The 26,317-nt window shown below is 65.2% G+C and carries 21 protein-coding genes; 16 read left to right on the top strand and 5 right to left on the bottom strand.

Annotation, left to right across the window (positions count from 1 at the left end):
* Positions 1-97: 97 nt before the first annotated feature.
* From BTO02_RS16630 to ptsP, 10 genes are all read left to right on the top strand, one after another.
* Positions 98-1,087, top strand: a complete 990-nt coding sequence (locus BTO02_RS16630; RefSeq protein WP_075157956.1) for a sugar-binding transcriptional regulator — start codon at positions 98-100, stop codon at positions 1,085-1,087.
* Between the two features lie 238 nt (positions 1,088-1,325).
* Entirely contained in the window at positions 1,326-2,657 is a 1,332-nt protein-coding gene (locus BTO02_RS16625) for an NAD(P)H-dependent oxidoreductase (protein WP_075158942.1), read from the top strand.
* Positions 2,658-2,718: 61 nt separating this feature from the next.
* Positions 2,719-3,873 carry a thiamine pyrophosphate-dependent dehydrogenase E1 component subunit alpha gene (locus tag BTO02_RS16620; RefSeq protein WP_083615255.1) on the top strand — a complete coding sequence of 385 codons (1,155 nt, stop codon included), beginning with the start codon at positions 2,719-2,721 and terminating at the stop codon, positions 3,871-3,873.
* Entirely contained in the window at positions 3,870-4,916 is a 1,047-nt protein-coding gene (locus BTO02_RS16615; RefSeq protein ID WP_075157955.1) for an alpha-ketoacid dehydrogenase subunit beta, read from the top strand. The genes BTO02_RS16620 and BTO02_RS16615 overlap by 4 nt, the downstream gene beginning before the upstream one ends.
* Position 4,917: 1 nt before the next feature.
* The gene (locus BTO02_RS16610) at positions 4,918-6,252 is read left to right on the top strand and encodes an acetoin dehydrogenase dihydrolipoyllysine-residue acetyltransferase subunit (protein WP_075157954.1); all 1,335 of its coding nucleotides are present in this window, start codon (positions 4,918-4,920) and stop codon (positions 6,250-6,252) included.
* A 357-nt stretch (positions 6,253-6,609) separates the two neighbouring features.
* The gene (locus tag BTO02_RS16605; protein ID WP_083615157.1) at positions 6,610-7,023 is read left to right on the top strand and encodes a transcriptional regulator GutM; all 414 of its coding nucleotides are present in this window, start codon (positions 6,610-6,612) and stop codon (positions 7,021-7,023) included.
* Positions 7,024-7,117: 94 nt separating this feature from the next.
* Positions 7,118-7,672, top strand: coding sequence for a PTS glucitol/sorbitol transporter subunit IIC (gene srlA, locus BTO02_RS16600; RefSeq protein ID WP_075157952.1), 555 nt, complete (start codon positions 7,118-7,120; stop codon positions 7,670-7,672).
* Positions 7,673-7,711: 39 nt separating this feature from the next.
* Positions 7,712-8,770 (top strand): PTS glucitol/sorbitol transporter subunit IIB, encoded by a 1,059-nt coding sequence (gene srlE / locus BTO02_RS16595; RefSeq protein ID WP_075157951.1) that lies wholly within the window; start codon positions 7,712-7,714, stop codon positions 8,768-8,770.
* Between the two features lie 26 nt (positions 8,771-8,796).
* Positions 8,797-9,174: a PTS glucitol/sorbitol transporter subunit IIA gene (locus BTO02_RS16590; protein WP_075157950.1), complete on the top strand. Its 378-nt coding sequence runs from the start codon at positions 8,797-8,799 to the stop codon at positions 9,172-9,174.
* 102 nt (positions 9,175-9,276) lie between these two features.
* Complete coding sequence (ptsP, locus tag BTO02_RS16585; RefSeq protein WP_198039156.1) at positions 9,277-11,307, top strand: phosphoenolpyruvate--protein phosphotransferase; 2,031 nt, start codon at positions 9,277-9,279, stop codon at positions 11,305-11,307.
* A 36-nt stretch (positions 11,308-11,343) separates the two neighbouring features.
* Here the strand turns inward: ptsP and BTO02_RS16580 are convergent, their stop codons facing one another.
* Positions 11,344-12,039 (bottom strand): response regulator transcription factor, encoded by a 696-nt coding sequence (locus BTO02_RS16580; RefSeq protein ID WP_075157949.1) that lies wholly within the window; start codon positions 12,037-12,039, stop codon positions 11,344-11,346.
* Positions 12,029-14,239: a PAS domain-containing sensor histidine kinase gene (locus BTO02_RS16575; RefSeq protein ID WP_232243379.1), complete on the bottom strand. Its 2,211-nt coding sequence runs from the start codon at positions 14,237-14,239 to the stop codon at positions 12,029-12,031. Before BTO02_RS16575 ends, BTO02_RS16580 begins: the two co-directional genes overlap by 11 nt.
* 948 nt (positions 14,240-15,187) lie before the next feature.
* Here BTO02_RS16575 and BTO02_RS16570 point away from each other — a divergent pair.
* The 4 genes from BTO02_RS16570 (at position 15,188) to BTO02_RS16560 (ending at position 17,450) form a co-directional block, all read left to right on the top strand.
* A complete protein-coding gene (locus tag BTO02_RS16570) occupies positions 15,188-15,451 on the top strand; it encodes an H-NS family nucleoid-associated regulatory protein (protein ID WP_075157947.1) in 264 nt (87 codons plus the stop codon).
* 269 nt (positions 15,452-15,720) lie between these two features.
* Positions 15,721-16,680 carry an AraC family transcriptional regulator gene (locus tag BTO02_RS16565; protein ID WP_075158939.1) on the top strand — a complete coding sequence of 320 codons (960 nt, stop codon included), beginning with the start codon at positions 15,721-15,723 and terminating at the stop codon, positions 16,678-16,680.
* A gap of 45 nt (positions 16,681-16,725) precedes the next feature.
* Complete coding sequence (locus BTO02_RS34355; protein ID WP_156883845.1) at positions 16,726-16,929, top strand: hypothetical protein; 204 nt, start codon at positions 16,726-16,728, stop codon at positions 16,927-16,929.
* A 68-nt stretch (positions 16,930-16,997) separates the two neighbouring features.
* A complete protein-coding gene (locus BTO02_RS16560) occupies positions 16,998-17,450 on the top strand; it encodes a DUF3331 domain-containing protein (protein ID WP_442953460.1) in 453 nt (150 codons plus the stop codon).
* Between the two features lie 120 nt (positions 17,451-17,570).
* Here the strand turns inward: BTO02_RS16560 and BTO02_RS16555 are convergent, their stop codons facing one another.
* From BTO02_RS16555 to BTO02_RS34350, 3 genes are all read right to left on the bottom strand, one after another.
* Complete coding sequence (locus BTO02_RS16555; RefSeq protein WP_075157945.1) at positions 17,571-19,019, bottom strand: cytochrome-c peroxidase; 1,449 nt, start codon at positions 19,017-19,019, stop codon at positions 17,571-17,573.
* Positions 19,020-19,194: 175 nt separating this feature from the next.
* Positions 19,195-21,075 (bottom strand): phospholipase C, encoded by a 1,881-nt coding sequence (locus BTO02_RS16550; protein WP_075157944.1) that lies wholly within the window; start codon positions 21,073-21,075, stop codon positions 19,195-19,197.
* Positions 21,076-21,113: 38 nt separating this feature from the next.
* On the bottom strand, positions 21,114-21,500 hold the full coding sequence (locus BTO02_RS34350) for a hypothetical protein (RefSeq protein ID WP_156883844.1): 387 nt from the start codon (positions 21,498-21,500) through the stop codon (positions 21,114-21,116).
* 429 nt (positions 21,501-21,929) lie between these two features.
* Here BTO02_RS34350 and BTO02_RS16545 point away from each other — a divergent pair, with 429 nt between their 5' ends.
* Together BTO02_RS16545 and BTO02_RS16540 are read left to right on the top strand one after the other, a co-directional pair.
* Positions 21,930-25,127, top strand: a complete 3,198-nt coding sequence (locus BTO02_RS16545; protein WP_075157943.1) for an efflux RND transporter permease subunit — start codon at positions 21,930-21,932, stop codon at positions 25,125-25,127.
* Positions 25,117-26,316: an efflux RND transporter periplasmic adaptor subunit gene (locus tag BTO02_RS16540; protein ID WP_075157942.1), complete on the top strand. Its 1,200-nt coding sequence runs from the start codon at positions 25,117-25,119 to the stop codon at positions 26,314-26,316. The genes BTO02_RS16545 and BTO02_RS16540 overlap by 11 nt, the downstream gene beginning before the upstream one ends.
* The last annotated feature ends 1 nt before the right edge of the window (position 26,317 follow it).

Raw genomic sequence — 26,317 nt, 5'->3', positions numbered from 1 at the left:
CGAGCACGATGACTGAGCGTCAGCGATGAAACATTTGAAGTTAAGATAGCACAACTGTTCAGTGCAGATGCCCGTTTTTTAATGATAGGAGCCGAGCTTGCCGAAGGCGAATAGTTCCGCGCCGAGCGTGGAAAACGACGAGCAGAATCCGACGCGGCGGCTGCGTTTGCGTGCTGCGTGGATGTACTACGTCGAGGAAATGACGCAGAGCGAAATCGCGCAGAAGCTCGGGGTCGGACGCGTAACGGTCGTGCGCCTGCTGGCTGCCGCGCGCGAACGCAATGAGGTACAGATCACGATCGGCGACCGGCTTGCCGAATGCGTCGACGCCGAGCGTCAACTCGAAACGCGCTTCAATCTTGGCGAGGCGATCGTCGTGCCGCTGTCCGCGCGCGGCGCCGATGCGACCGCGCCGATCGCCGCGGCGACGGGCGCGTATGTGTCCTCGCTCGTGCGTGCCGATATGCGCATCGGCGTCGGCTGGGGTCGTACGCTCGTGAGTTCGCTCGGCTTTATCGAGGAGCGCGCGGTCGACCGGCTCTCCATCGTCTCGCTGCTCGGCGGCATCATGAAGGCGCGCAAGTTCAATCCGGCCGAATTCGCGTGGCGGCTTGCCACGCTGTTCCAGGCGGACTGCTATCTGATGACGGCGCCGCTGTTCGTCGATAGCGCGGCGACGCGTCAGACGCTGATCGAGCGCTGCGGGCTCGCCGATATTTTCGAACTCGCGAAATCGCTCGACGCGGTCGTGCTCGGCGCGGCCGGCACGGGCGCGGATCAGACCTCGCACCAATCGAAGTTCATTACGAACGCGGATCGTGCGTCGGTCGTGAAGGCCGGCGCGATCGGCGACGTGCTGTGCAATTTCTTCGACGCGAACGGCAGGCTCGTCGATCATCCGATCAACGAACGCGTGATGTCGGTGCCGCTCGACATCATCAAGAAAGTGCCGGTGCGCGTGCTCGCAGCGGGCGGCGCGGGCAAGGTTCATGCGCTCGCCGGTGCGTTGAAGCTGCTCAAGCCAACTGTTCTGATCACTGACGAATACACCGCGAAAGACGTGCTCAAGCTCGCGGGCGGCGCGTAACGCGCGTTTTCCTCGTCGTCCTTTCCGATCTTTTTTGCACTGCACCGTGCATGCGCGCGCGTTCGCCGCATGCACGGTTCGCGCGCGCCTTTTGCGCGCATCCAGGGGTTAGTCCCGAGCGTTAGCCCGCGATTTTCGCAATGCGCGGCCTTGTCCCTTTCGTGAACATACTGCTAACATAAAATACAAAAGTGCCATCGCAAGAGCAATCGAAACCGTGTGGCAAGGAGACATGTTCATGCACAACATCACGCCGAGCGGCCTTGCCGCCGACCTCGAACAGCGCGCGGCAACCGGCCGTCCGATTCGCATCGGCCTGATCGGCAGCGGCGAAATGGGTACGGACATCGTCACGCAGGTGCGGCAGATGCATGGCCTTGCGATCGGCGCGATCGCCGATCTGCGCATCGATGCCGCATGCGCGGCGGTGCGCGTCGCGAATGCCGCGGACAGCGGCTATCGCGTGGTCGAAACGGCGAGTGCGCTCGCGCAGGCCATCGAAGCGGGCGACATCGCAATCACGCAGGATGCGCAGCTCGTCTGCACGAGCGGCCTGATCGACGTCGTGATCGATGCGACGGGCAAGCCCGCGGTCGGCGCGCAGATCGGCCTCCTGGCGATGGAACACGGCAAGCATCTGGTGATGATGAACGTCGAAGCCGACGTGACGATCGGCGCGTATTTGCGGCGCGAGGCGCAGCGCCTCGGCGTCGTCTACTCGCTCGGCGCCGGAGACGAGCCGAGCTCGACGATCGAGCTGATCCAGTTCGTCAGCGCGCTCGGCTATCCGGTCGTCGCCGCGGGCAAGGGCAAGAACAATCCGCTCAATATCGACGCGACACCCGATGCGTATTTCGAAGAAGCACAGCGCCGCAACATGAACCCGCGCATGCTCGTCGAGTTTGTCGACGGCTCGAAAACCGCCGTGGAAATGGCCGCCATCGGCAACGCAACGGGCCTCGTGCCCGACGTGCCAGGCATGCATGGTCCGAGCGCGACGCTCGACGAACTGCATCGCGTGCTGTGTCCGAAGGCCGACGGCGGGATTCTGTCGGGCAAAGGCGTGGTCGACTATACGATCGGCAAGGGCGTGGCGCCTGGCGTCTTCGTCGTCGCGGAGCTCGCGCATCCGCGGCTGCGCGAGCGCATGGCAGACCTGAAGCTCGGCAAGGGCCCGTACTACACGTTCTATCGGCCGTATCACCTGACGAGCCTCGAAGTGCCGCTCACGTGCGCGCGCTCGGTGCTGTACGGGCGCGCCGATATGGAGCCGCTGCCGGTGCCTGTCGTCGAAGTGTGCGCGGTGGCGAAGAAGGATTTGCGACAGGGCGAACCGCTCGATGCGATCGGCGAATACACGTATCGCGCGTGGGCGATGACATCTGCCGATGCGCGTGCACAGCAGGCGGTGCCGTGCGGTCTGATCGAACACGGCTCGGTTACGCAGCCGGTCAGGCGCGGCGAACTGCTGACGTACCGTAATTGCGCGGTCGATGCCGCGTCGGCGATCGTCGCGCTGCGGCGCCGCCAGGACGAAATGGTGCACGGCGCTTCGGCCGTGGCCGCTTGACGCACGCGAAGCGCGAGGCACGAGCGGGCCATGCGGCACGCGGCACGCGAAGGAGACGTTCATGCAGCAGGTAGCCGGGCAAGCAGTGGAACAACGCGACGTGCAACAGGGCGAGCACCAGCACGGGCAACACGAAGAGCGACAGGACGAGCAGCGGGGCGCGCAAATAAACGAGCGAGCCGCCGGGCTTGCGCGCGCGGCCCCGGCCATCTATTGCCGCCACGATCCCGCAACGTTGCGCGACGCGTTGCGCAAGATGATTCTCGTGCGCCGTTTCGAGGAAAGCGCCGAGCAGGCTTATATGCGCGGCCTGATTCACGGCACGATGCATCTGTCGATCGGGCAGGAAGCGAGCGCGATTGCGGCGACGCTGCCGCTGACCGACGCCGACTACATCACGTCGACGCATCGCGGCCACGGCCACTGCATCGGCAAGGGCGCCGATCCGAAGCGGATGTTCGCCGAGTTCTTCGGCAAGGAGACCGGCTATTGCCGCGGGCGCGGCGGCTCGATGCATATCGCCGACGTGCAGCGCGGCAATCTCGGCGCGAACGGCATTGTCGGCGGCGGGCTGCCGATCGCCGTCGGTGCCGCGCTGTCGATCCGCCGCCAGCGTCGCGACTCGGTCGTCATGTGCTTTTTCGGCGACGGCGCGAACAACGAAGGCGCGTTTCATGAATCGCTGAATTTCGCGTCGATCTGGAAGCTGCCGGTGATTTTCGTCTGCGAGAACAACCGGTACGGGATGTCGATGCCGGTCGAGCGCTCCACGGCCGTGGCGCATATCGCGCAGCGCGCGGCCGCGTACGATATGCCCGGCGTGACCGTCGACGGCAATGCGTTTGCCGACGTGCTCGCCGCGAGCGAAGCGGCGGTCGCGCGGGCGCGCGGCGGCGCAGGGCCGAGTCTTCTCGAGTGCGAGACGTATCGGCTGCGCGGCCATTCGAAGAGCGACCGCAACCGCTACCGCACACGCGATGAAATCGACGCGTGGAGCGCGCGCGATCCGATTCCGCGCTTCGAGCAGGAGCTCATGCGCTACGGCCTGCTCGATGCGGCACAAGCCGCTGCGATGCGCGCGGACGTCGAAGCGCAGATCGAAGCAGGCCTCGCGTTTGCGCAGGCGAGCCCGGCGCCGTCGCGCGCCGAACTCACGCGCTACGTCTATACGCAGGCCGAATCCCGCACGCCGGAAACCGCGGGAGCTGCGCGATGAACGCGAACACCGATGCGACCACCGATGCGAACGCCGGATTGAACACCGATCCGAACGTGCGTGAGCTGACCTATGCACAAGCCATTCAGGAAGGTATCGCGATCGCACTCGCGCGCGACGAGCGCGTGTTCGTGATGGGCGAGGACATCGGCGTGTACGGCGGCGCGTTTCAGGTGACCGGCGACCTCTATCAGCGTTTCGGCGCCGAGCGCGTGATCGATACGCCGATCTCCGAACTGGGCGGCGCGGGTATCGCGGTCGGCGCCGCGCTGACAGGCTCGCGGCCGATCTACGAATTCCAGTTCTCCGATTTCGCGACGCTCGCGATGGAGCAGATCGTCAACCAGGCGGCGAAGCTGCGCTTCATGCTCGGCGGCGAGGTATCGGTGCCGCTCGTGATGCGCTTTCCGGCCGGCTCCGGTACGGGCGCCGCCGCGCAGCACAGCCAGAGCCTCGAAGCGTGGTTCGCGCATGTGCCGGGCCTCAAGGTGATTCAGCCGAGCACGCCGCACGACGCGAAAGGGCTGCTGCTCGCCGCGCTCGACGACCCGGACCCGGTGATGATCTTCGAACACAAGCTGCTGTACAGAAGCAAAGGGCCGGTGCCCGAGGGCTATTACACCGAGCCGATCGGCAAGGCGGCGCTGCGCCGCGCGGGGCGCGACGTGACGATCGTCGCGACATCGGTGATGGCGATCCGCTCGCTCGAAGCGGCCGCGCAGCTCGAAGAAGAGGGCATCGACGCGGAAGTGATCGATTTGCGCAGCGTGCGGCCGATCGATCGCGATGCGATTGTCGACAGCGTGAAGAAGACCTCGCGCCTCATCTGCGTGTACGAGGGCGTGCAGCAGCTCGGCATCGGCGCGGAGATCGCGTCGATCGTCTGCGAGAGCGAGGCGTTCGATTATCTCGACGCGCCGGTCATACGCCTGGGCGGCGCCGACTGCCCGCTGCCATACAACCCGGAACTCGAAAAAGCCGCCGTGCCGCAGGTCGGCGATATCGTCGCGGCCGCGCGCCGCAGCGTCGGCGGGAGACATTGAAATGCCGACCGAAGTGATCCTGCCGCGCGTCGATATGGACATGACCGAAGGCATGATCGCCGCGTGGCATGTGCGCGAAGGCGAAGCGGTGCGCGCGGGCGCGGTGATCTTCGAGATCGAGACGAGCAAGGCGACGATGGAAGTCGATGCACCGGCAAGCGGCACGATCCGCCATATCGGCACGGCAGTCGGCGAGACGGTGCCCGTGGGCACGCCGATCGCATGGATCTATGCGGACGGCGAGGCGGTGGCGGATCTCGCGGGGGCGCAGGCGCCCGCTGCGCCGCTTGCGCAAGACGCGGATGGTGCCGGCGACGCGCGCGGTGCGGCGCATGACGCAGCGCCGGTCGAGCATGCAGCGAGCGCGGATACCGCGTCGCCGCCGTCTTCCGCGCCGGCGGTGCCGGTCGATATGCGCGCCGTCGCGGGCCGCTTGCGCGCGACGCCTGCGGCACGGCGCCTTGCGCGCGAACGTGGCCTCGATCTGCACGGCATCGCCGGCTCCGGGCCGCTCGGCCGCATCGGCGCAAGCGATGTGCCACGCGAGCGCGCTGCGCCTTTGCACGGCGTCTGGCTGCGCGAAGGCACGGGCGACCCGCTCGTGCTATTGCATGGCTTTGCGGCCGAGCTCAACAGCTGGCGCCCGTTCTGCCATGCGTTCGAGCGTGCCGCTGCGGCGGGGCCGGGCGTGCTCGCGCTCGATCTGCCCGCGCACGGCAAGTCGGCCGCGCAATGCGCCGGCACACTCGACGACATCGTCGCCGCCGTCGACGCAACGCTGGCCGCCGCGCACATCACGCGTTGCCATCTGGTCGGTCATTCGTTCGGCGGTGCAATCTCGCTCGCGACTGCGGCCTATGGTCCGCTCGCGCAGACAGGCATCCGTTCGCTGACGCTCATCGCGCCCGCGGGCCTCGGACCCGACAGCAACGCCGCGTTTTTGCGCGGCATCACGCAGGCGTCGCGGCGCGCGAGCTTTGCGGCATGGTTGAAGGAACTGTTCGCGGACCCCGCACAGATGGACGAGATGTTTGTCGCGACTGCCGAACAACAGTTGGGCGATGCGCACGTCCGCGCGCGCCTCGCCGCGCTGGCCGATACTTTCTTTCCCGACGGCGCGCAAAGCCTCGATCTGCGCGGCGTGCTCGCCGCGCTGTCGATACCGGTGCGCGTGATCTGGGGCCTGCAGGATCGCATTCTGCCCGCGCGACACGCGCAGGGTCTGCCGGGCCGCGTTGCAGTGCATCGATTCGCTCGCGTCGGGCATCTGCCGCACATCGAGGCGCGCGACGACGTCGCCGCGATCGTGGCGCAGAACATCGCGAGTGCAAGCTGAAGCAGCGAATCGCAAAACAATGCATCAAGAAACGCGTGTACTCAACGCGCGATTAGGGTGACAATGCAACCGATCAATAAAAGACAGGCTAACTGACGCAAAGCGCGATAGAAATCGCTACTGGCTGATCGCTACTAACCGCTACTAACTGCTACTAAGCGCTACTGGCTAAGCGCGATTGGTAAAGCGGATAAAGCCGCTTGAAAGACCGACTCGCGTTTTCCCCAATTCAGTTGGGTCTGAACAATTGTATTATTAGGAGAGCATGATGTTCATGCTCCGCGTCTGTGTGTGAGTCGCGCGGCGTGCGAATACGTCGCGGCCTTACGGTCATTACCGGTCGCGCGGAACACATGCATGAAGAGCCGGGAGACGACAATGGACTATGTGCGTGGCGCGTTGCTCGCTTTAGCCGTGTTCTGGGCATTGCAAGTGGTGGCGTCGTGGTTTCAGATGCGCCGCTACGGCGATGCATTGCGTCGCACGGCGGCCCGCTGGACTAGCGGTTTTCTCGGCGTCGGCGCGTGCAAGGTCCGATTCGGGCGTGGCGCGATCGCGATCGTCGTGCTCGACAGCGCACTCACGGTCCGCGAATTTCTGAGCATGTCCGGTATGACCGTCTTTAGCCGGTTTCGTCAGCACGACGGATTTTCCGGCCTCGCCATCGATGAATTCCGTATGCGGCTCGCAGGTTCCGGTTTGCGCCGCAGTATCGTGATCGCTGCGTCGGATGCGCTCGAGCGCGCGCAGCGCACGGCGCAACCCGCCTGAGGTTTCGCCCGTCCACAGCCATATCGTCCGGTTCCGTCCGCAACCATGACGACGGAGCTTTTCGCGCATCAGTTGGACCACTGGGAGAGTCGCCGTGATCGTTCTCGACTGGCTTACGCACTTCGCCGAAGCGTTTATCGGCGTGTTCAACGCAGGCGGCAAGGTGTTCATCGGCTTCGTCACCGGCATCCTGCCGACACTGATCGTGCTGCTGACCGCCGTCTATACGCTGATCGCGCTGATCGGCGAGCACCGCGTTCAGGGCCTTGCGCGTTTCTTTTCGAAGAACGTGATCACGCGCTATACGCTGCTGCCGCTGCTTGCGATGTTCTTTCTGACGAACCCGATGGCCTACACGTTCGGCGTGTTTCTCGAAGAGAAGCACAAGCCAGCGTTCTACGATTCGGCTGTTTCGCTGTGCCATCCGATTACCGGGCTCTTTCCGCATTGCAATCCCGGTGAACTGTTCGTCTGGCTCGGCGTGGCGGCAGGGCTGACCAAGCTCGCCGAAACGCACCCCTTGCCGTTTTCGATTCCCAAACTTGCGCTGTTCTACCTGATCGTGGGCCTTGTCGTGAACCTCTTCAAGGGCATGCTCACCGAGGTCATCACGCGGCTTATCGCGCGCCGCGAAAATATCAAGCTGTGATTGCGCGCCGATCATCGGGACACGAAAGGGGACAACGCAATGGACACGAGAGCGTATCGGACCGTCAAGGTCGTGCATGGGCCGAACGGCTGGGGCGGCCCGATCTTCGTTCAGCCGACGCCGGAGCGCAACAAGATCGTCGCGGTGACGGGCGGCAAGATTCCCGAACTCGCGACGCGTCTTGCCGAACTGACCGGCGCGAGCGTCGTCGACGGGTTTCGCAATCCGCCGCTCGAGTCGGAAATGGCGGCCGTCGTGATCGACTGCGGCGGCACGGCGCGCTGCGGCGTCTATCCGCGCAAACGCATCCCCACCATCAACCTGACGCCGGTCGGTCAGTCGGGGCCGCTTGCGCAGTTCATCACCGAAGACGTGTATGTATCGGGCGTGCTGCCCGAGAACCTGTCCGTGGTCGAACGCGAAGCAGGCGAGCCTGAGCCGGCGGCCGAAGCGGGCGCCCCTGCCAGCCGAGGCGTCGCGCTCGCGATGCCGGCGGCCGGCGGCGCGGGAGCGGCCGTCGTCGCGCCGCCGGGCATCGGAGGGCAGCCCGGCGGTGCGGAAAACCGCGGCATCGTCGGGCTCATCACCTCGATCGGGCGCGTGATGGGCGGTGTCGTCAATGTGCTGTTCAACAGCGGCCGCAAGGCGATCGACACGGTGATCCGCAACGTGCTGCCGTTCATGGCCTTCGTGACGATGCTGATCGGCATCATCAACGCAACCGGTATCGGCAACGGTCTCGCGCATCTGCTCGAGCCGCTCGCGGGCAACATCGTCGGCCTCGTCGTGCTGTCGGCGATTTGCGGGCTGCCGTTTCTGTCGCCGGTGCTAGGCCCGGGCGCGGTGATCGCGCAGGTGATCGGCGCGGCGATCATCGGGCCCGCGATCGGCAACGGCACGATTCCGCCGCAAATGGCGCTGCCGGCGCTGTTCGCCTACGACACGCAGGTCGGTTGCGATTTCGTGCCGGTCGGCATGGCGCTCGGCGAAGCGAAGCCGGAGACGATCCGCGTCGGCGTGCCCGCAGTGCTGATCAGCCGGCAGATCATGGGACCGGTTTCGGTACTGATTGCGTGGGCAGCGAGTTTCGCGCTGTGAGCGATGACCTTCTCGGGAAACGGACTATGCACTACTACAAAACGGTGATCTCCGAAGTGGGCCCGGAAGTGCCGGAACTGCTCGAAGGCGGCGTGCTGATCCTGTACGCGGATGGCGCGCCACCCGAGCTGGCCGAAGTGTCGGTGCTGCATCGTGTCGAAGCTGCGCAGCAGCAGGCGCCGCAAGCGGGCTCGACGCTGCGCATCGGCGCGATCTGCGCGTTCGTGACCGCGGTGGGCCCAAGCGCATGGAACAAGGTCAGCGAACTCGGTCACGTCGTGATCAATTTCAATGGCGCGAACGAAGCGCAGCGGCCCGGCGAGATCTGCGCACAGCCGGTCGACGCGGGCGAACTGCTCGCGTGCATGAAAAGCGGCACGGTGATCGAGATCGCGGATCGCTGAGCGATACGCGCATGCCGCGCGCGCAGCCTCGCAGACGGGCGGCCGGCGCTTATCGCCCGTCGCACGCGCTTGCGTCAATCGTCCGTGCCGTGAGGTCACGGCATGTCAGACGGGAAGGTGAAGTCGATGCTCGAAACAGCGGTGGTGGTGAAAGTGACCGAAGGGCTGCATGCGCGGCCCGCAACGCAGTTCGCGAAACTCGCGAAAGAGTTCTCGTGCTCGCTGCTGGTCCTGCACGGTTCGACGAGCGCCGACGCGAAAAGCGCGGTGAAACTGATGCTGCTCGGCATCCGCGAACACGACCAGATCGTGCTGCGCGCGGACGGCGCCGACGAAAGCGATGCGGTTGCGCGAATGGCGCAGTTCCTGTCTTCGCCGCAAGCGGGCGTGCAGCCGGCGCGAGCCGCGCAAGCAGCCGATGCGGCGGCGTGCGCGGGCGAGACGGACGCGCCCATTGCGCAGTCGCGTTCCGGCGACGGCAATGGCGCAGACGCCGGCGGTCGGTCTGTCGCACCCGCGGACGAAACGCCGCCGCTGATCGGCATACCGGCAAGCGAAGGCGTCGCATTCGGCGACGCCTACGTCTACCTTCCCGAGCCATTACGAGCCGCGCGGCAGTTCATCGCGCCGCACGAAACGGCAACCGAAGCGATGCGCTTCGAGCGCGCACTGGACGACGCACTGGCCGCGCTCGACAGCCAGTTCGACCGGATCGGCGATCACGACGGTATTGCCGAAGCGCTCGTGAGCGTCGCGCGCAGCGACGAATTCGCCGGTGAAATCAGAACGCGCATCGCAGCGGGCCGCGACGCGACCGCTGCCACGCTCGAAGTCGGCGCGACGCTCGCCGCGTCGTTCGAGTCGATCGACGACGAGTATCTGCGCAGCCGTGCCGACGATATTCATGGCATCACGCGTCAGGTCGCGCTGCGTCTGAACGGTCAGCCGGACGTGAGCCTTGCCGGCATCGCGAAGCCTTGCGTCGTGCTCGCCTCGGATCTGACGGCGCCCGATCTCGCGCGCGCGAATGTCGCGAACATCGCGGCGCTCGTTTGCACACGCGGCAGCGCAACGTCGCATCTCGCCATCATCGCGCGCTCGCACGGTATTCCCGCGGTGTTCGGTCTGGCCGTTCCCGATAGCGATCTGCGCGGCGTGGCGCAGGTCGCCGTCGACGGCACGCTCGGTCATGTCTGGTTCGAACCGACGCGTGCGTTGCAGGAACAGTTCGCGGCGCGCATCGACGAAGCGCGCGCGCACCGCGCCGCGCTCGACGTCTATCGCGACGTCGGGCCCGTCACGCGCGCGGGCCGGCCGGTTCGCATCGCGGCGAACCTCGGTTCGCCCGACGAGATCGACGCGGCCAAAGCGGTGGGCGCAATGGGCGTGGGCCTCTTTCGCACCGAGCTGCTGTTCATGAATCGCCGCTCGCTGCCCGGCGAGCACGAGCAATACAGCGTTTACCGTCGCGTTGCAGAAGCATTCGCACCGCATCCGGTCGTGATCCGCACGCTCGACATCGGCGGCGACAAGCCCGTGCCCGGCATCGCGTTCGCGCGTGAAGACAACCCGTTCCTCGGCTGGCGCGGCGTGCGCATGTGCCTCGACCGTCCCGACGTGTTCAAGCCGCAGTTGCGCGCGCTGTTGCGCGCGGCGAGCGCGGGCAACGTGCAGGCGATGCTGCCGATGATCGCCGATGTCGACGAAGTGCGGCGCGTCAAGGCGCTGATGGCCGAGTGCGCGCGCGAACTCGCCGGCGAAGGCATTGCGTTCGGCGCACCGAAGCTTGGCATCATGATCGAAACGCCGGCGGCCGCGCTGACCGCCGATATGCTTGCGCCGGAAGTCGACTTTTTTTCGATCGGCACGAACGACCTCACGCAATACGTGATGGCCGCCGACCGCGCGAATCCGAAGCTTGCGCCGCTCTATCGATGCGATCATCCGGCGGTGCTGCGCGCGATCGCGATGGTCTGCGACGCGGCGCGGCAGGCCGGCATCGAGGTCGCGGTGTGCGGCGAGGCGGCCGCGCAACCGCCGATGATTCCGCTGCTGGTCGGCCTCGGCGTCGACGAGCTGAGCATGAGTCCCGCGTGCGTGCTGCGTGCCAAGAAAATCGTCAGCGAGTTGTGAGCCCGCCCGAAAGCTACCCCGCGGTTGAATGCGCAACTAAACCCGCGGCGCCGTTCTTATGCTGACAAACGACGGCGCGCCGAGCGCGGCCTTCACGCCGAGCGCCTCCGCCTTCAGCACGAAATCGGCGAGCGAGCGCGCTTCCATCTTCTTCATGGCCTGGCTGCGGTAAATTTTCACGGTGATTTCGCTGAGCTTCATTTCAGCTGCGATCTGCTTGTTCAGCAGGCCGCTTGCGACGAGCGCCATCACCTCGCGCTCGCGCGGCGTCAGCGAGTCGTAGCAGCGCCGCAAGCCGGCGAACGAACGGTCCGCCTGGCGCCGCTCCTGGTCGGCGGCCAGCGCTTCGGAGACCGCGTCGAGCATGTCCTGGTCGCGAAACGGCTTCGCGAGAAAATCGTGGGCGCCGGCTTTCATCGCTTTCACCGACATCGCAATGTCGCCGTGCGCGGTCATGAATACGATCGGCATGCGGATCTGGTGCGCGGCAATCTGTTCCTGGACTGCGAGTCCACTCTGTCCCTTCAGGCGCACGTCGAGAATGAGGCACGCGGGCGCGTCGGGCCGCTCGGCGGCGAGGAAATCCTGCGCGCTCGAGAATGTCTTCACCTTGAGGCCGATCGAGCGCAGCAACGTGCTGACGGCATCGCGCATCGACTCGTCGTCGTCGACGACGTAGACGATCGCGTTGTCCGCGACGTTGACGGGTTCGTTGGCGGCTTCACTGCTCATTGCTGTCTCCCATCGTTACGGGCAAGGTAAATTGCAGCACGGCGCCGCCTTCGGGCGGCGACTCGGCCCAGATGCGGCCGCCGTGCGCTTCGACGATAGAACGGCAGATCGACAGTCCGATGCCCATGCCCTCGGACTTGGTCGTGAAAAATGCTTCGAAGAGCTGCTCGGCGTGTTCGGCGCTGATGCCGGTGCCCGAGTCCCTGACAATCACATGCGCATGCTGCGCATCGGCCATGCGCGTCGCGACCCACATCCTTTTTTCGCGGCCCGTGACCGACGCCATCGCCTGCGCGCCGTTCATGATGAGGTTGATCAAAACTTGTTGCAACTGTACCCGGTCGCCGTCGATCTGCGGCGATGGCGTCACGTAGGCGATTTCGAGTTCGACGCGATGATCGTGCAGTTCGTGCAGCACGAGCTCGATCGATTCGTCGACGAGCGCGTTCAGGTCGAGCACCGCATGCGTGGGGCCGCGCTTTTGCGCCATCGAGCGGATCCGCCAGACGATGTCGCTCGCGCGCTTCGCGCTGCGTATCGCCTTGTCGATCGCGTCGCGCGCCTCGGACAGTTCGGGCTCGGGCCGGTCGAGCCAACGCAGCGCCGCATGACCGCAGGTGACGATCGCCGCGATCGGCTGGCTCACCTCGTGCGCGATCGACGCGGTCAGCTCGCCGAGCATCGTGACGCGCGTCACGTGGGCGAGCTCGGTCATCGAGCGCGTGAGCGCCTCTTCGGTCTGTTTGGCTTCGGTCACATCCATCAAGGCTCCGACGTACTCGAACCGCCCGGACTGGCGCGCGCTCAAATGAGCGACAAAATGCACGTGTTTGACGGACCTGTCCGGCATGACGAGCCGGTACTCGATATCGATGAACGGCGCCTCGGCCAGTACTTGCCGGTAGCTCTGGCGCACGAGCGCGACGTCTTCGGGATGCGTGCGCGCGAGGATCAGATCCATGCCTGGAACGACGTTCGCAGCATAGCCGAAAATACGATACGCCTCATGCGACCAGAGCATTTCACCATCCGGAAGTTTCATCGCGATGCTGCCCGTTCGCGAGAGCCGCTGGCCCTCGGCGAGAAACGCTTCGCTGCGCTCGAGCGCTTCCTCTGCGCGTTTGCGCTCCTCGATATCGGTATTGATGCCATACCAGCGCACGATCTGGCCGGCCGTATCGAAGAGCGGCTCGGCGCAGATGTGCATCCAGCGATACAGCCCGTCCTTGCGGCGCAAGCGGGCGGTGCCTTCGAACGACGCGCCGGTCGCGACCGCGGTGCGCCAGTCATTTTCGAGCGCCGGCAGGTCATTCGGATGAACGAGCCTGCGCCACAGACTCTGATCGTTCTGCGGTGCATGCGTGGGCGCGATGTCGAACGCATCCCAGCGTCGATTGACGGGTTCGATCGTGCCGTCGTGCGTCGACGCCCAGATCATCCCCGGAATCGCCTCGAGCATCGCGCTCATTTCGTCCTGCTTGCGCTGCAGTTCCGCCTGCAGAAGCTTGCGGCACGTGATGTCGTTATCGGTCGCGAGCACGGCGCGCGGTTTGCCGCGTTCGTCGCGCAGCAGCGCGAGGCGGCTCGCGATGATCACGACGCGGCCGTCGCGGCGCGTGCGTTCGAGCTCGCCGTCCCAGCGGCCGTCGCGCAGCAACGCGGCGCGCACGTCGGCCGCATCGGGAAAGCGCGTTTGCGTGAGTTCGTGGATCGGCTGCGACAGCGCGCGATGCGCGGGCCATCCGTAAAGCTTTTCCGCGCCCTGATTCCAGAACGCGATGCGCTCTTTCATGTCGTAGACGACGATCGCGTCGTGCGTCAGGTTCAGCAGATGGATCTGCTCGACGAGACGCGCGGTGCCGGTCTGATAACGCACGGCGATCAGCGACGTGACGGCGATCGCGATCAGGCTCATCACGCCGCGCCCGCCGGCGTCGCCCGCGATGCAGTCCGTGTGCGAGATGGCGAGCGCGATCAGCGTCAGCGCGGAACAGATCCATGCGGCGACGATCGTCGCGCGCCGCGAGCCGCTCATGGCGACGAGCAGAACCACGACGACATAGAGAACGGCAACCGCGATGTGAAGCGTCGTCAGTGTGTCGGCGTAAAACACAGCGGACGCGAGCGCCGCAGCGAGTATGCGCAGCGCGCGGGCGTCGGGGCGGCGCACCTGGTCAAATGTGCGTCTGGGGAATTTCACGGCAACTGGGAGAGCGCACCGCGCCTGTGCGCGAAGCACGGGTACGGTGTGACAGAAGATCGGTCTGTTCGCAGCGGACACGCCGCCGCAACGGCCGGCAGCGGGCTCCGCCAAAAGCGCGATATATAGCATGGCCGGGAACGCGCCGGGAGGCCGCGCAGTGTCTCGCGTATCGCCACGCCGTACGCAAAGCGCGCGGGCTCCGGTTCGTCGGTCTGGCCGGCAAAGTACGCGCGCATGCCGCGTGGCCGGATAACCCGACTTCAATCGTATCGGACACGCGCGCGCTGCGCGGCCGCATGTGAGCACCGGCATCGGCCGCCACTCAACCTCTGCTCGACACGAGCCGCGGCACGAAGCGAACCGATAGCGACACGCCATCGCGCCCCCGATGCGGCAAACCGCCATGCCATTTGCCGCGCACGGCGCGATGCGCGCGGTGGCGATCCGATGCGCGGCCCGACGGACTTGTTTCCAGTTGCCGTTTCCTCTTGACGCTGAAGGGCGAGATTCAGCGATGCGCGTTTTTTTGTTCACTACAGTGCCGGCGATTCGCCGCTCTGCCGACGTGCATTCCGACGAATATCCACCGGCATCGAGTGTAGTCACTAGGCATCGGCTGTCTTTTAGCGGCAGTCGCAATTTGTCGAAATCGCACGATTCGAGCACACGTCGTGCCCGTTCGCTCGAGATACCGGCTCGCGACTGCAAACGCATGCCACCATTTGGGCGATCCGTCGGCAGTCCATGCGAAGCCGCTTCGCGCGAACCGCGCGTGCGCGGTTACCACATCGGCCCGCAGAGGACGTGCATATTTGCATCGGCACGTGCTGTTCGGCAAATGCGGGGCGCGCGAGCATCGGTACTCTGCGGCAATGACGACGCGTTCGATATATTTGGGGTTGAATCTTTCCGAATTGGTTCAGAATGGATCTCCGAGGAGCCCGCATGACCCGCGCAACACCCCTGCCTCTCGAAGGCGAGGCGCGCGAACGCCTGATTCGCTGGATCCGGCGCCGCATGAACGAATGCGGCATCGCGTTCGACGCGCTCGAGCAGGCGCTCGCCGACGAAGTGCGCGAGCGCGATGCGATCCGCTATCGCGATGCATATGGCAATACATGGACCGGAGCCGGCGATATGCCGTCGTGGCTCAGACGCGCGGTGGCCGCCGGGCAGAGCATCGAACATTTCCAGACACGCCGTCTTTAGTGTTTTGACTCCCTGTCGTATCGGCAACGCGCCGACGGCGCGGCCGGCATCGAATCCCGTACGGGATTGCCGCTGTCGATGAGTGCGCGTACGCACAGTACGCAAATCGGATTAGACGATTAAACCTGCAGATGAGTTGAGCAAACCAACAGTGGCTCATGCCAATCCTTTGTAGGGCTAGTTGGACCGGGTCTGTTCGGATACCTTTGAGTGAGCGCGGGAAGCTGTGATTCCCGCATCGCATGACACTCACTTCGCGCAGGCCGCTCATGATTGCCTTGTCGACTCATTCAACTGAAATCGCCACGGACGCCGTGCGCAGAAAAAACGGCAACCCGATCCATTCCGAGCATCACTGGCGCTACCCCGTCGTCGACGAGGCGCGCGATTCGCTTCCGTATGGGGAAATGATGGTCGCGCGCTGGACGCGCAACGACGCCGGTTCGTTCGAGGCGTCGCATCAGGGGCATGCTGGATACCACTGCATCGGGCTCAACCTCAAGTGCACGACGCTCAACTTCGAGCACGCGGGACGCTCGATCGTGTCGGGCCGTGTGACGGCCGGCGCCGTGCAGGTCACCGCGCCGGCGGTGCCCGTCAGCGTGCGCTTCGATTCGCCCGGCGACGTGCTGCACCTGTTCGTATCGCAGCAGGCGCTCGCCGAATGCTTCGAGGACCTGTTCGGCCATGCGCACGCCGGAGACATCGTGCTCGCCGACCCGCGCATTCTGCGCGACCCGACGCTCGAGCGGCTCGCGCAGGCGCTGGCGGTTTCGCATTCGACCGACGCCGCCTCGGGCAAGCTGTTCACCGACAGCGTGTGCCTCGCGATCGTGTCGCGGCTCGTGTCGCGCTATTTCACGGCGGCGGCGCGGCAGACGCGCGAAGCGGCGGCGCTGCCGCAGTGGCGCATGCGCCGTACGATCGAATTCATCGAGGCGCATTTGTCCGACTCGATCGGTCTGGCCGAGATGGCGCAAAGCGCAGGACTCACGCGCATGCACTTTGCCGCGCAATTCCGCCGCGCGACGGGCTTGCGTCCGCACGAATACCTGTTGCGGCGCCGGATCGAGCACGCGCAACAACTGTTGACGCGCTCGAAGCACAGCATGCTTGATGTTGCATTGAGCTGCGGGTTTCGCTCGCAGTCGCATTTCACCGCGGTTTTCAAACGGTTCGTCGGCGACACGCCGTATTGCTGGAAGGTGAAGACGAACGTCAATCAGTGAACCGGCGGGCGTCCCGCCGCGAAAAGAAACACGGAGATCGAAACAATGAGCAAACCTGTACCCGCGCGCAGCGCCGAGGCTTTACTCGCCGCGGCGCGGCAGATGGCGGCGGCCCCTCAAATCGTTTACAGCAAGCCGGTTGCACTCGAGCTTCCTCAGCCGTACACCTTGCCGCCGGGCGTCGCGGCGCGCCGCCACACGCGGATTCTGAACTGCTGCGTCGTCAGTGGACGGCGCAAACCCGAATGAGCGCATCGGGCGAAACCGGTGAAACAGGCGGATCGAGCCGCACTTCCTTGACGACGAGGTGATTCATGCTGGCCAAGATGATGAATGCGTGCGACCCATGGCGACAGACCATCGGTTTGCTCTCTTTGATGTCGGGTCGTACCGACCCCGCGGTCACGAGGCTCGCGGCGTTGCATGTGCAATTCGAACGCAGGAACTGCCCGTTGCCGATGGCGGGCGAGCGCTTCGACGCGCAGGTTGCGCTGATCGAGCGGCCGACCTCGGCGACCGCGACGATCGCGTGGCGCGACGCGACGCACTGCTCGTATGGCGATCAGCTATGGCATGCGGCGCGCGCGCGCGTGAATGGCGTGTGCGCGATGAGCGGGCGGGCGATCCACGTCGGCGACGCCGTGTTCAAGCCGCGCCGCGGCCGGCCCGCGCCGCTCAATGCGAGCGCCATGATTCTCGCCACGGTGCTCAACGAAGCGGCTGCCGTGGGCGTGCAGGCGGGCTTTCCGGCTACGCCGGCGGCGGCGTGAGGCACGGCGCGAGCCGTTGACAGCGCCCGAACGCGCGGCGGAAAAAACAGACGCCGACGCCCTGCAAGAGAGCGCCGGCGTGCTCGCGACGCGTCTGCGGCGCGACGACCGATCGGCAGATCAGTTGCCCGAAGGCTTGTAACCGTCGGTCAGCGTATTCAGGAACGCGATGATGTCGCGGATCTCGCCGTCGGTCATCGGCGGCTTGTCGCCGGGCTTGCGATCGAACGGCGCGTCGGCGACGTCGATATTCGCCTGATATTTCGCCGGCAGATCGTCGTACTTCTCGACCTTGCCCGACGCGTCGTGCGGATAAATCCTGTCCGGACTCGTGTTGCGCAGGTTATAGAAGTCCATCACGTGCTGGAGGTCGTGATAGACGCCATTGTGGAAGAACACGTGGCGCGTCGCGACATTGCGCAGCGTCGGCGTGAGGAACATGCCGCAATACTGCGTGAGGTCCTTCACATCGTCGCGGAACGGGCCGCACACGCCCATGTCGTAGAACTTCGGATCCTTGTTGATCGCGAGATCGCGATTGCGCGGCACGCCGAGCGCTTCGTATTGCGTATCGGTGAAAAGCGGCGGCAGACCGTCGCGAGTCGGCTTGCTCAGGTGGCAGCCCGCGCAGTTCGCCTTGTCCGGATCGTTGAAAAGACGCATGCCGTGCAGTTCCGCTTGCGTGAGGCGCGCCTTGCCCTGCAGCCAGTAATCGTACTTGCTGGTGAACGCGTGGAACGACGGGTCTTCGTACTGATAGCGGCCCACGGCGAACATCGCTTCTTCGACGAGCAGGTCCGGGCGGTTCGCGATCGAATCGCCGAACAGCTTCCTGAACTGGTCGAGATACTTCGTGCCCGTCAGCTTGCGAGCGACGTCGGCGACGCTGCTATTGGCCATTTCGACGGGGTTCAGCATCGGTCCGATCGCCTGATCCTGCAGCGTGCTCGCGCGACCGTCCCAGAAGAGGCCGCCTTGCGGCACCATCGCGGGCGCGGCGGGCGCGACGCCCGCAGTCTTGACGGCGCGCTGCACGCCGGAGGCCGCGGACGCGAGTTGCTGAAGGCTGACCGGCGCCGCATCCATGTCGCCCTGGTCCGGGCCGATACTGAACGGCGCCTGGCGATAGAGGTAGGTCAGGGAAGGCGGTGGACGATACCCGGCATCGGTCATATGCGGGCCGCCGAGCTGCACCGAGAGATCGTTCGCCGGGCCGTAAGCATGCTCGGGGCTATGGCACGACGCGCACGACTGCTTGCCCGATGCGGACAACGACGTGTCGAAGAAAATCTGCCGGCCCAGTTGTGCGACGGCGCTCAACGGTTGCTGCGGCGGCAGCATCAGATGGACCGGTTGCGGATTCGCGCCGGTGAAGTCTTCGACGATCGTGCCGATTGCAGGCGGCATCCGCTCGGGATAGATCGCGGCGTATGCGGCGAAGGCGGCGCATCCCGCGACGACGACGGCGAGCGTCCAGCCGACGATACGCTTGACCGGGTGCTTCGCGGCGCCGCGGTTCGAATCGTTACCGGCGGGCATGATGGGCGGCAGGGTGTTCGGAAGACTCATGGCGATATGGGCAACGAGGGATAAGGCAAAAAAATGTCGAGCCAGCGCGGATTACGCACTGGCTCGACACCGGTTACGGCTTGACGCGTGTCCCGCTACGCCGCGCTTCGCGGGAGACCGCTCGCGGCGCGGCGCACCGCGCGGGACATGATGCGTCTGTCATTCACACTGCCGCTCAGTTCGTCGGCGCCGCGGCGAGCTTCGTGCCGAAGGTCGGATCGAGGAACACCGTCGGCGTCGTACCCGTCGTGTTCAGCATGTTGCGGATGTCGCCCGCGGTCGCATCGAACGAGCCGCCGCCAAGGCGTTGGCCGCCGAGCCAGTTGTCTTCGATGAACTTCACGACCGACGCTTGCGTGATCTGCGTGTGGTCGACGAAGTTGGCCTTCGCCCACGGCGAGATCACGATGAACGGCGTGCGCGTGCCCGGGCCGCAACGGCCGTTCACGACACCGCCATTCACGCCAGCCGGCTGCTTCGAGTTCGGACCGTCGCAGCGGCCGGCACCGGTCAGCTGGTCGGCGCCCTGGAACACCGGCTTCGACGGGCTGTTGCTTGCCGTGATTTGCAGCGTGGTATCGAACGACGAGTTCACGATCGTCGGCGCCTGGTGGTCATACCAGCCGTCCGAGTCGTCGTAGGCGATGACGACCGCCGTGCTCTTCCAGTCCGGCTGCTGCTCGAGGAAGTTCACGACCTTGGTGACGAACGCCTGCTCGTCGAGCGGATCGGAGTTGCCCGGGTGACCGTCGCCGATCGCCGGCGCCTTCACGAAGCTGACCGACGGGAAGTTGCCTGCCGTGACCGCGTTGAAGAAGTCGTTGACGTCGTACTGATGGTGAACCGGCGTTGCCGTGTTATCGAGCGTCGGCTCGGTCTGGCCGATCATCGCCGTCGACGTCGGACGCTGGTGCGTCAGGTTCGCGGTCGACGGGAAGTACTGGAACCATGCGTGGTGCTGCACGTAGTCGTTCGGTGCGGAGTTGAGCACCGACGAGAACGTCGTGCGGTTACAGCCGGTCGTGCCGTTCGGGTTCGTGGCCGTCAGGTCGAAGCCGCCCATGAAGCCGCCCCACGTGATGTTCTTCGCGTTCAGCAGGTCGCCGATGTTCTTGACCTGCGGCGCGTATTGCATCACGACCGTGCCCGGCTTATCGAGCTGGTTCGTACAGACGTCGCCCGCCGGGTCGAGGTCGCCGATCAGCGTGAAGCCGCCCTGGCCATCGGGGATCGCGTTGCCGCTCGGCGAGGTGGCCGCGGTGTTCGCCGTGCCGAGGACCGTCGAGGTCGGCGACGTAGCCTGAGCCGTGGTCGTGAACATCTGCACGCCGTTGTTCTGGCCGGACACGACTTCGACCGCGCCCGGCGTCGACGGACCGAACGTGTCGGTCCACGCGTTATCGCTCATCGCGAAGTTCTGCGCATAGTTCCAGTAAGCGGTGACCGTGTTGCCGTCGAAGTAGCCGAGCACCTGCGCGGCCGAACCGAATGCGCCCGTGCTGCCCGTGACGACGCTGTTGGCCGACGTGAAGAGCGGGAATGCATCCATCTTGTCGCCGTCGTCCGCGAGCTGTTCCGGACCGTAGCTGTGGTTCTGGCTCTTCGTGTTCGCTTGCGTGCGGTCGAGGCGGAACGGCTGCGACGACGTGGTGGTCAGCGCGACACTGTTGATGTTCGGCGGCGTGGTCGCGACCCCGTTGACCGTCGCATTCGCGACGTTCGGCGACGTGGCAGCGCCGTTCGGGTTGTTCGGTGCGAGCAGGCCAGCGTGCTGCAACGTGTTGATATCGGTCTGCGTATTCGCGGCAGGCGTGAACGTCGGCTCGTTGTTGCCGGTTGCGAGATCGTTCGGGTACGTGGCGAAGTAGTGATCGAACGAAACGTTCTCACCGTAGATCACGACGAGGTGCTTGATCGGCGTGGCCGTCTGCAGTGCGTCCTGCGGGCTGACCGAGGCGACCGGCGTCGACGGATTGTTGTTGTCGTCGTCGCCGCACGCGGCAAGCGTCAGCAGCGCTGCTGCTAACGCCATGGGTAGGATCGCTTTGCGAAACATAGAAGGGGGGCTCCAATTTTCAACGTCGCTGTTCCAGTTCACCCGTCTCGCGCGTGGTGTGAACCGGGATTCTTTGTGGTTGCTGGTTGGTACAGCCGCAGGCCTGCAGACCGCTCCAGATGAAACAGCGCGAATTGAAACACCGGCTTATTAAGGTTGTGAGGCGCAAACTTTTCTAAATCCTTTCTTGATTTTTCTATTTCATTTATATGGATCAGGCCATACAGACTCACGACGAGGCGCGACGGGCGCCTGGCGGGTGGCGGCAGGCGTTGACGGGGGCAAAAAATAAACGGTAATAAAAAAAACTGTGTTGCCCGGGATGCGCATAGTGGCTGCCCATGCAAGGCGCGCGCAGCATCCGCAAACGCCTGTTTCAATGGCGATTCGGGCCGTTGCAGCGGCATTGCGGCGAGATCGCGCACGCGCGAAATAGGGTTGCAGTAGCATCTTTCGCAGTGCAGAAGCGGCGCGTGCGGGCCTGCAAACTATTCAGCGTTTGTGTAAATTCCCGCTTGGTCGGTCGATATGCGTCGCGAACGCAGTGCATATTGGCGTTGCACGATCTTCGTAATGCCTGGTTTATGTTTTTTGAAAGGATTCAGAAAGGACTTATCGCCGGTCTGTTAACCTGTAGCGAGACTGCGATCGGACCTCGCTCGCGGTCCTTTCGAAGAAGTGAAGCGAACCACCCCGCGCCTCCACCAGCCGCCGCCGTACGCGGCGATGGCCATGCCGACACCGATTTCATGCGCGCCGCAGCGGTTAACGTGCGGCGCGGCTGTATGTTTTGCGGTGTCGCGGCGGCGAATATCAGGTGCTTTTCCCTGTAACCGTTCTACCCAGGAATACTCATGCTCGGCCTGGTACGTATTGCCCTTCGACGGCCATACACCTTCGTCGTGCTGGCGATCGTCATCTTCATCATCGGGCCGCTGTCCGCGCTGAAGACGCCAACCGACATCTTTCCCGACATCCGCATTCCGGTGATCAGTATCGTGTGGCAGTACACGGGCCTGCCGCCGGACCAGATGGCCGGCCGCATCACGTCGACGTTCGAACGCACGATTACCACGACGGTGAACGACGTCGAGCACATCGAGGCGCAGTCGATCAACGGCTTCGCGGTGATCAAGGTGTTCTTCCAGCCCGGCGTGAACATCGCGACGGCGAACGCGCAGGTCACCGCCGTCGCGCAGACGCAGCTGAAGCAGTTGCCGCCCGCGACCACGCCGCCGCTGATCCTGAACTACAACGCGTCGACGGTGCCGATCATCCAGCTTGCGCTATCGGGCAAGGGGCTGTCCGAGCAGAATCTCGGCGACCTCGGTTTGAACCAGTTGCGGCCGCAACTGGTGACGGTGGCGGGCGCGGCGGTTCCGTATCCGTTTGGCGGCAAGACGCGTCAGGTGCAGATCGACGTCGATCCGGCGAAGCTGCAGGCGCGCGGACTGTCCGCGCAGGACGTCGCCAACGCGCTCGCGACGCAGAACCTGACCACGCCGGTCGGCACCGCGAAGATGGGCGACCACGAATACGTGCTGCAGCTGAACAACGCGCCGTCGCTGATTCACGATCTCGGCGACCTGCCGGTCAAGGCGGTAAACGGCACCACCGTGTATATCCGCGACGTCGCGAACGTGCGCGACGGCGCACCCCCGCAAACCAACATCGTGCACGTGAACGGCCACCGCTCGGTGCTGATGTCGGTGCTGAAGAACGGCTCGGTGTCGACGCTCGCGATCATTTCCGGCATCAAGCAGCACGTCGCCGATGCGCGCGCGGCGCTGCCCGACAACCTGCAGATCGACCCGATCGGCGACCAGTCGCTGTTCGTGCGCGCGGCCGTGAGCGGCGTGGCGCGCGAAGCGGTGATCGCCGCCGTGCTGACGAGCCTGATGATTCTGCTGTTCCTCGGCAGCTGGCGCTCGACGGTCATCATCGCGACGTCGATTCCGCTTGCCATTCTCGGTTCGATCATCGCGCTGTCGGCGCTCGGCGAGACGCTCAACATCATGACGCTCGGCGGGCTTGCGCTCGCGGTCGGTATTCTGGTCGACGACGCAACCGTGACCATCGAGAACATCAACTGGCACCTCGAGCACGGCAAGCCCGTCGAAGACGCGATTCTCGACGGCGCCGCGCAGATCGTGACGCCGGCGTTCGTCTCGCTGCTGTGCATTTGCATCGTGTTCGTGCCGATGTTCTTCCTGAGCGGCGTCGCGCGCTTCCTGTTCGTGCCGATGGCCGAGGCCGTGATCTTCGCGATGGTGTCGTCGTTCATCCTGTCGCGCACGCTCGTGCCGACCATGGCGAACTTCCTGCTGAAGCCGCACGACGCCGGCCACGAAGGGGACGCGCACAAGCCGCCGTCGCGCAACCCGCTCGTGCGCTTCCAGAAAGGCTTCGAAGCGCGTTTCGAGCGCACCCGGGTGGTCTATCGCGGTCTGCTCACGCTCGCCCTCGATCATCGCAAGGTGTTCCTGACCGGCTTTCTCGGCTTCGTGCTGGTGTCGTTCGCGCTCGTGCCGTTTCTCGGCCGCAACTTCTTCCCGGCTGTCGATGCCGGGCAGATCCTGATGCACGTGCGCGCACCGGTCGGCACGCGTGTCGAACGGACCTCGGAAATCTTCGCGAATATCGAGAACGCGGTACGCACGATCGTGCCGCCGAACGAGCTCGGCACCGTCGTCGACAATATCGGGCAGCCGGTCAGCGGTATCAACACGGCGTACAACAACACGGGCACGATCGGTTCGCAGGACGGCGACATCCAGATCGAGCTGAAGGAAGGCCACGCGCCGACCGCCGACTATGTGCGCCGGATGCGCGAAGAGCTCCCGCGCCGCTTTCCGGGCGAGACGTTCTCGTTCCCGCCGGCGGACATCATCAGCCAGATCCTGAACTTCGGCTCGCCGGCGCCGATCGATCTGCAGGTGCGCGGCAATAACCTGAACGGCAACTTTGCGTATGTGGACGCGGTGCTGCGCGATATCCGCGAGGTGCCGGGCGTCGTCGACGCGCGCATCCAGCAGTCGCGGCAGATTCCGACGTTCAACGTGAACGTCGACCGCACGCGCGCGCAACTGCTCAACATCACCGAGCGCGACGTGACGAACAGCCTCGTGGTGAACCTCGCCGGTTCGAGCCAGGTCGCGCCGGTGTTCTGGCTCAACAGCGCGAACGGCGTGTCGTACCCGATCGTGATGCAAACGCCGCAGTACACGCTCGATTCGCTGTCCGCGCTGCGCAATATTCCGATCACGGCCGGTTCGCCGCTCAACGCGCAGGTGCTGGGCGGCCTCGCGACCTTCGATCGCACCGCGACGAGTTCGGTCGTGAGCCAGTACAACATCGTGCCGATGGTCGAAATCTTCGCGGCGACTCAGGATCGCGATCTCGGCGCGGTCGCTTCCGACATCCAGAAGATCGTCGCGCGCCATGCGAAGGAGCTGCCGAAGGGCTCGAACGTCGCGCTGCTCGGCCAGGTGCAAACGATGAACGCCGCGTTCGGCGGCATGCTGTTCGGCCTGCTCGGTGCGGTCGTGCTGATCTACCTGCTGATTGTCGTGAACTTCCAGTCGTGGTCCGACCCGTTCGTGATCGTCTCCGCGCTGCCGGCGGCATTGGCCGGCATTGTCTGGATGCTGTTCGCGACGCACACCACGTTGTCGGTGCCGGCGCTGACCGGCGCGATCATGTGCATGGGCGTCGCGACCGCGAACTCGATTCTGGTGGTGAGCTTTTGCCGCGAGCGGCTCGCGGAGCACGGCGATCCGGTCAAGGCCGCGATCGAAGCCGGCTTCACGCGTTTTCGCCCGGTGCTGATGACCGCGCTCGCGATGATCATCGGCATGTTGCCGATGGCGCTCGCGCTCGGCGAAGGCGGCGAGCAGAATGCGCCGCTCGGCCGCGCGGTGATCGGCGGCCTGCTGTTCGCGACCACCGCTTCGCTGTTCTTCGTTCCTATCCTGTTTAGCATTATTCACGCGCGCGACAAACGCGCGGCAAGCCCGGCATCCGCCTCGGGAGGTCCTGCTCATGTCGTCTGAATCCGTTGAACCCGGTTTTGAATCCAGATATGCGGGTGCGCCGCCGCGCCGCCGGCTCGTCACGGCCGGCATCGTCGGTGTCGTGCTGGTCGTCGCCGTCGTTGCGGCGGGCCTCACGGTGCGCGCGTCGGACTCGCGCAAGCTGAAGAGCTGGACCGACGCGCAGGCGGTGCAAACCGTCAGCATCGTCGCGCCCGTCAAGGATGCGCATGGCCCGACGCTGACGCTGCCGTCGCAATTGCAGGCGTATTCGCGCGCGCCGATCTTCGCGCGCGTGTCCGGCTATCTGAAGTCGTGGTCCGTCGATATCGGCGGACACGTGAAGGCGGGGCAACTGCTTGCCGTGATCGAAACGCCTGAAATCGACCAGCAACTGATTCAGGCGAAAGCGGACCTGCAAACGGCGAAGGCCAATGCCGATCTCGCGGAGACGACCGCGAAGCGCTGGCGCGCGATGCTCGGCACCGACGCCGTCGCGCAGCAGGACGTCGATACGCGCAACGGCGACTATGCGGCGAAGAAGGCGCTCGTCGACGCCGCGCAGGCCAATCTCGACCGGCTCGTCGCGACCAAGTCGTTCGCGCGCATCGTCGCGCCGTTCGACGGCGTCGTGACCGCGCGCGATACCGATATCGGCGCGCTGATCAACGCGGGCAGCGGCGGCGTCGGCCAGGAGCTGTTCCAGGTGTCCGACGTCAAGCAGTTGCGCGTGTACGTGCAGGTGCCGCAGAACTACGCGCCGATCGTGCATGAAGGCACGATCGCGATGCTCACGGTGCCCGCGTATCCGAACGAGCAGTTCCCGGCGCGGGTCGTCGCGTCGGCCGATTCGGTCAATGCAGCGTCGGGCTCGACGCTCGTGCAGCTGCTCGTCGACAACAGCGCGGGCAAGCTGTTGCCGGGCGGCTTCGCGAGCGTGCAGTTCAAGTTGCCGGTCGCGCCGGACGCGTTGCGCGTGCCGGCCAGCGCGCTGCTGTTCGACAGTCATGGTTTGCGCATCGCGACAGTCGGACAGGGCGACCACGTCGTGTACAAGCGCGTGACGATTGCGCGCGACCTGGGCGACGCGGTCGAGATCGGTTCTGGCCTGCTGCCGACCGATCGCGTGATCGATGCGCCGCCCGACGGTCTGGCCGAAGGCGACAAGGTGGCGATAGCAGCCAGCGGCAAGAAGGCGGCTCATGGCTAAC

The organism is Paraburkholderia sp. SOS3 (genome assembly GCF_001922345.1).
Taxonomy (GTDB): domain Bacteria; phylum Pseudomonadota; class Gammaproteobacteria; order Burkholderiales; family Burkholderiaceae; genus Paraburkholderia.
Note: the sequence above shows the minus strand (reverse complement) of the source record. Positions and strands in the feature narration are given on the sequence as shown.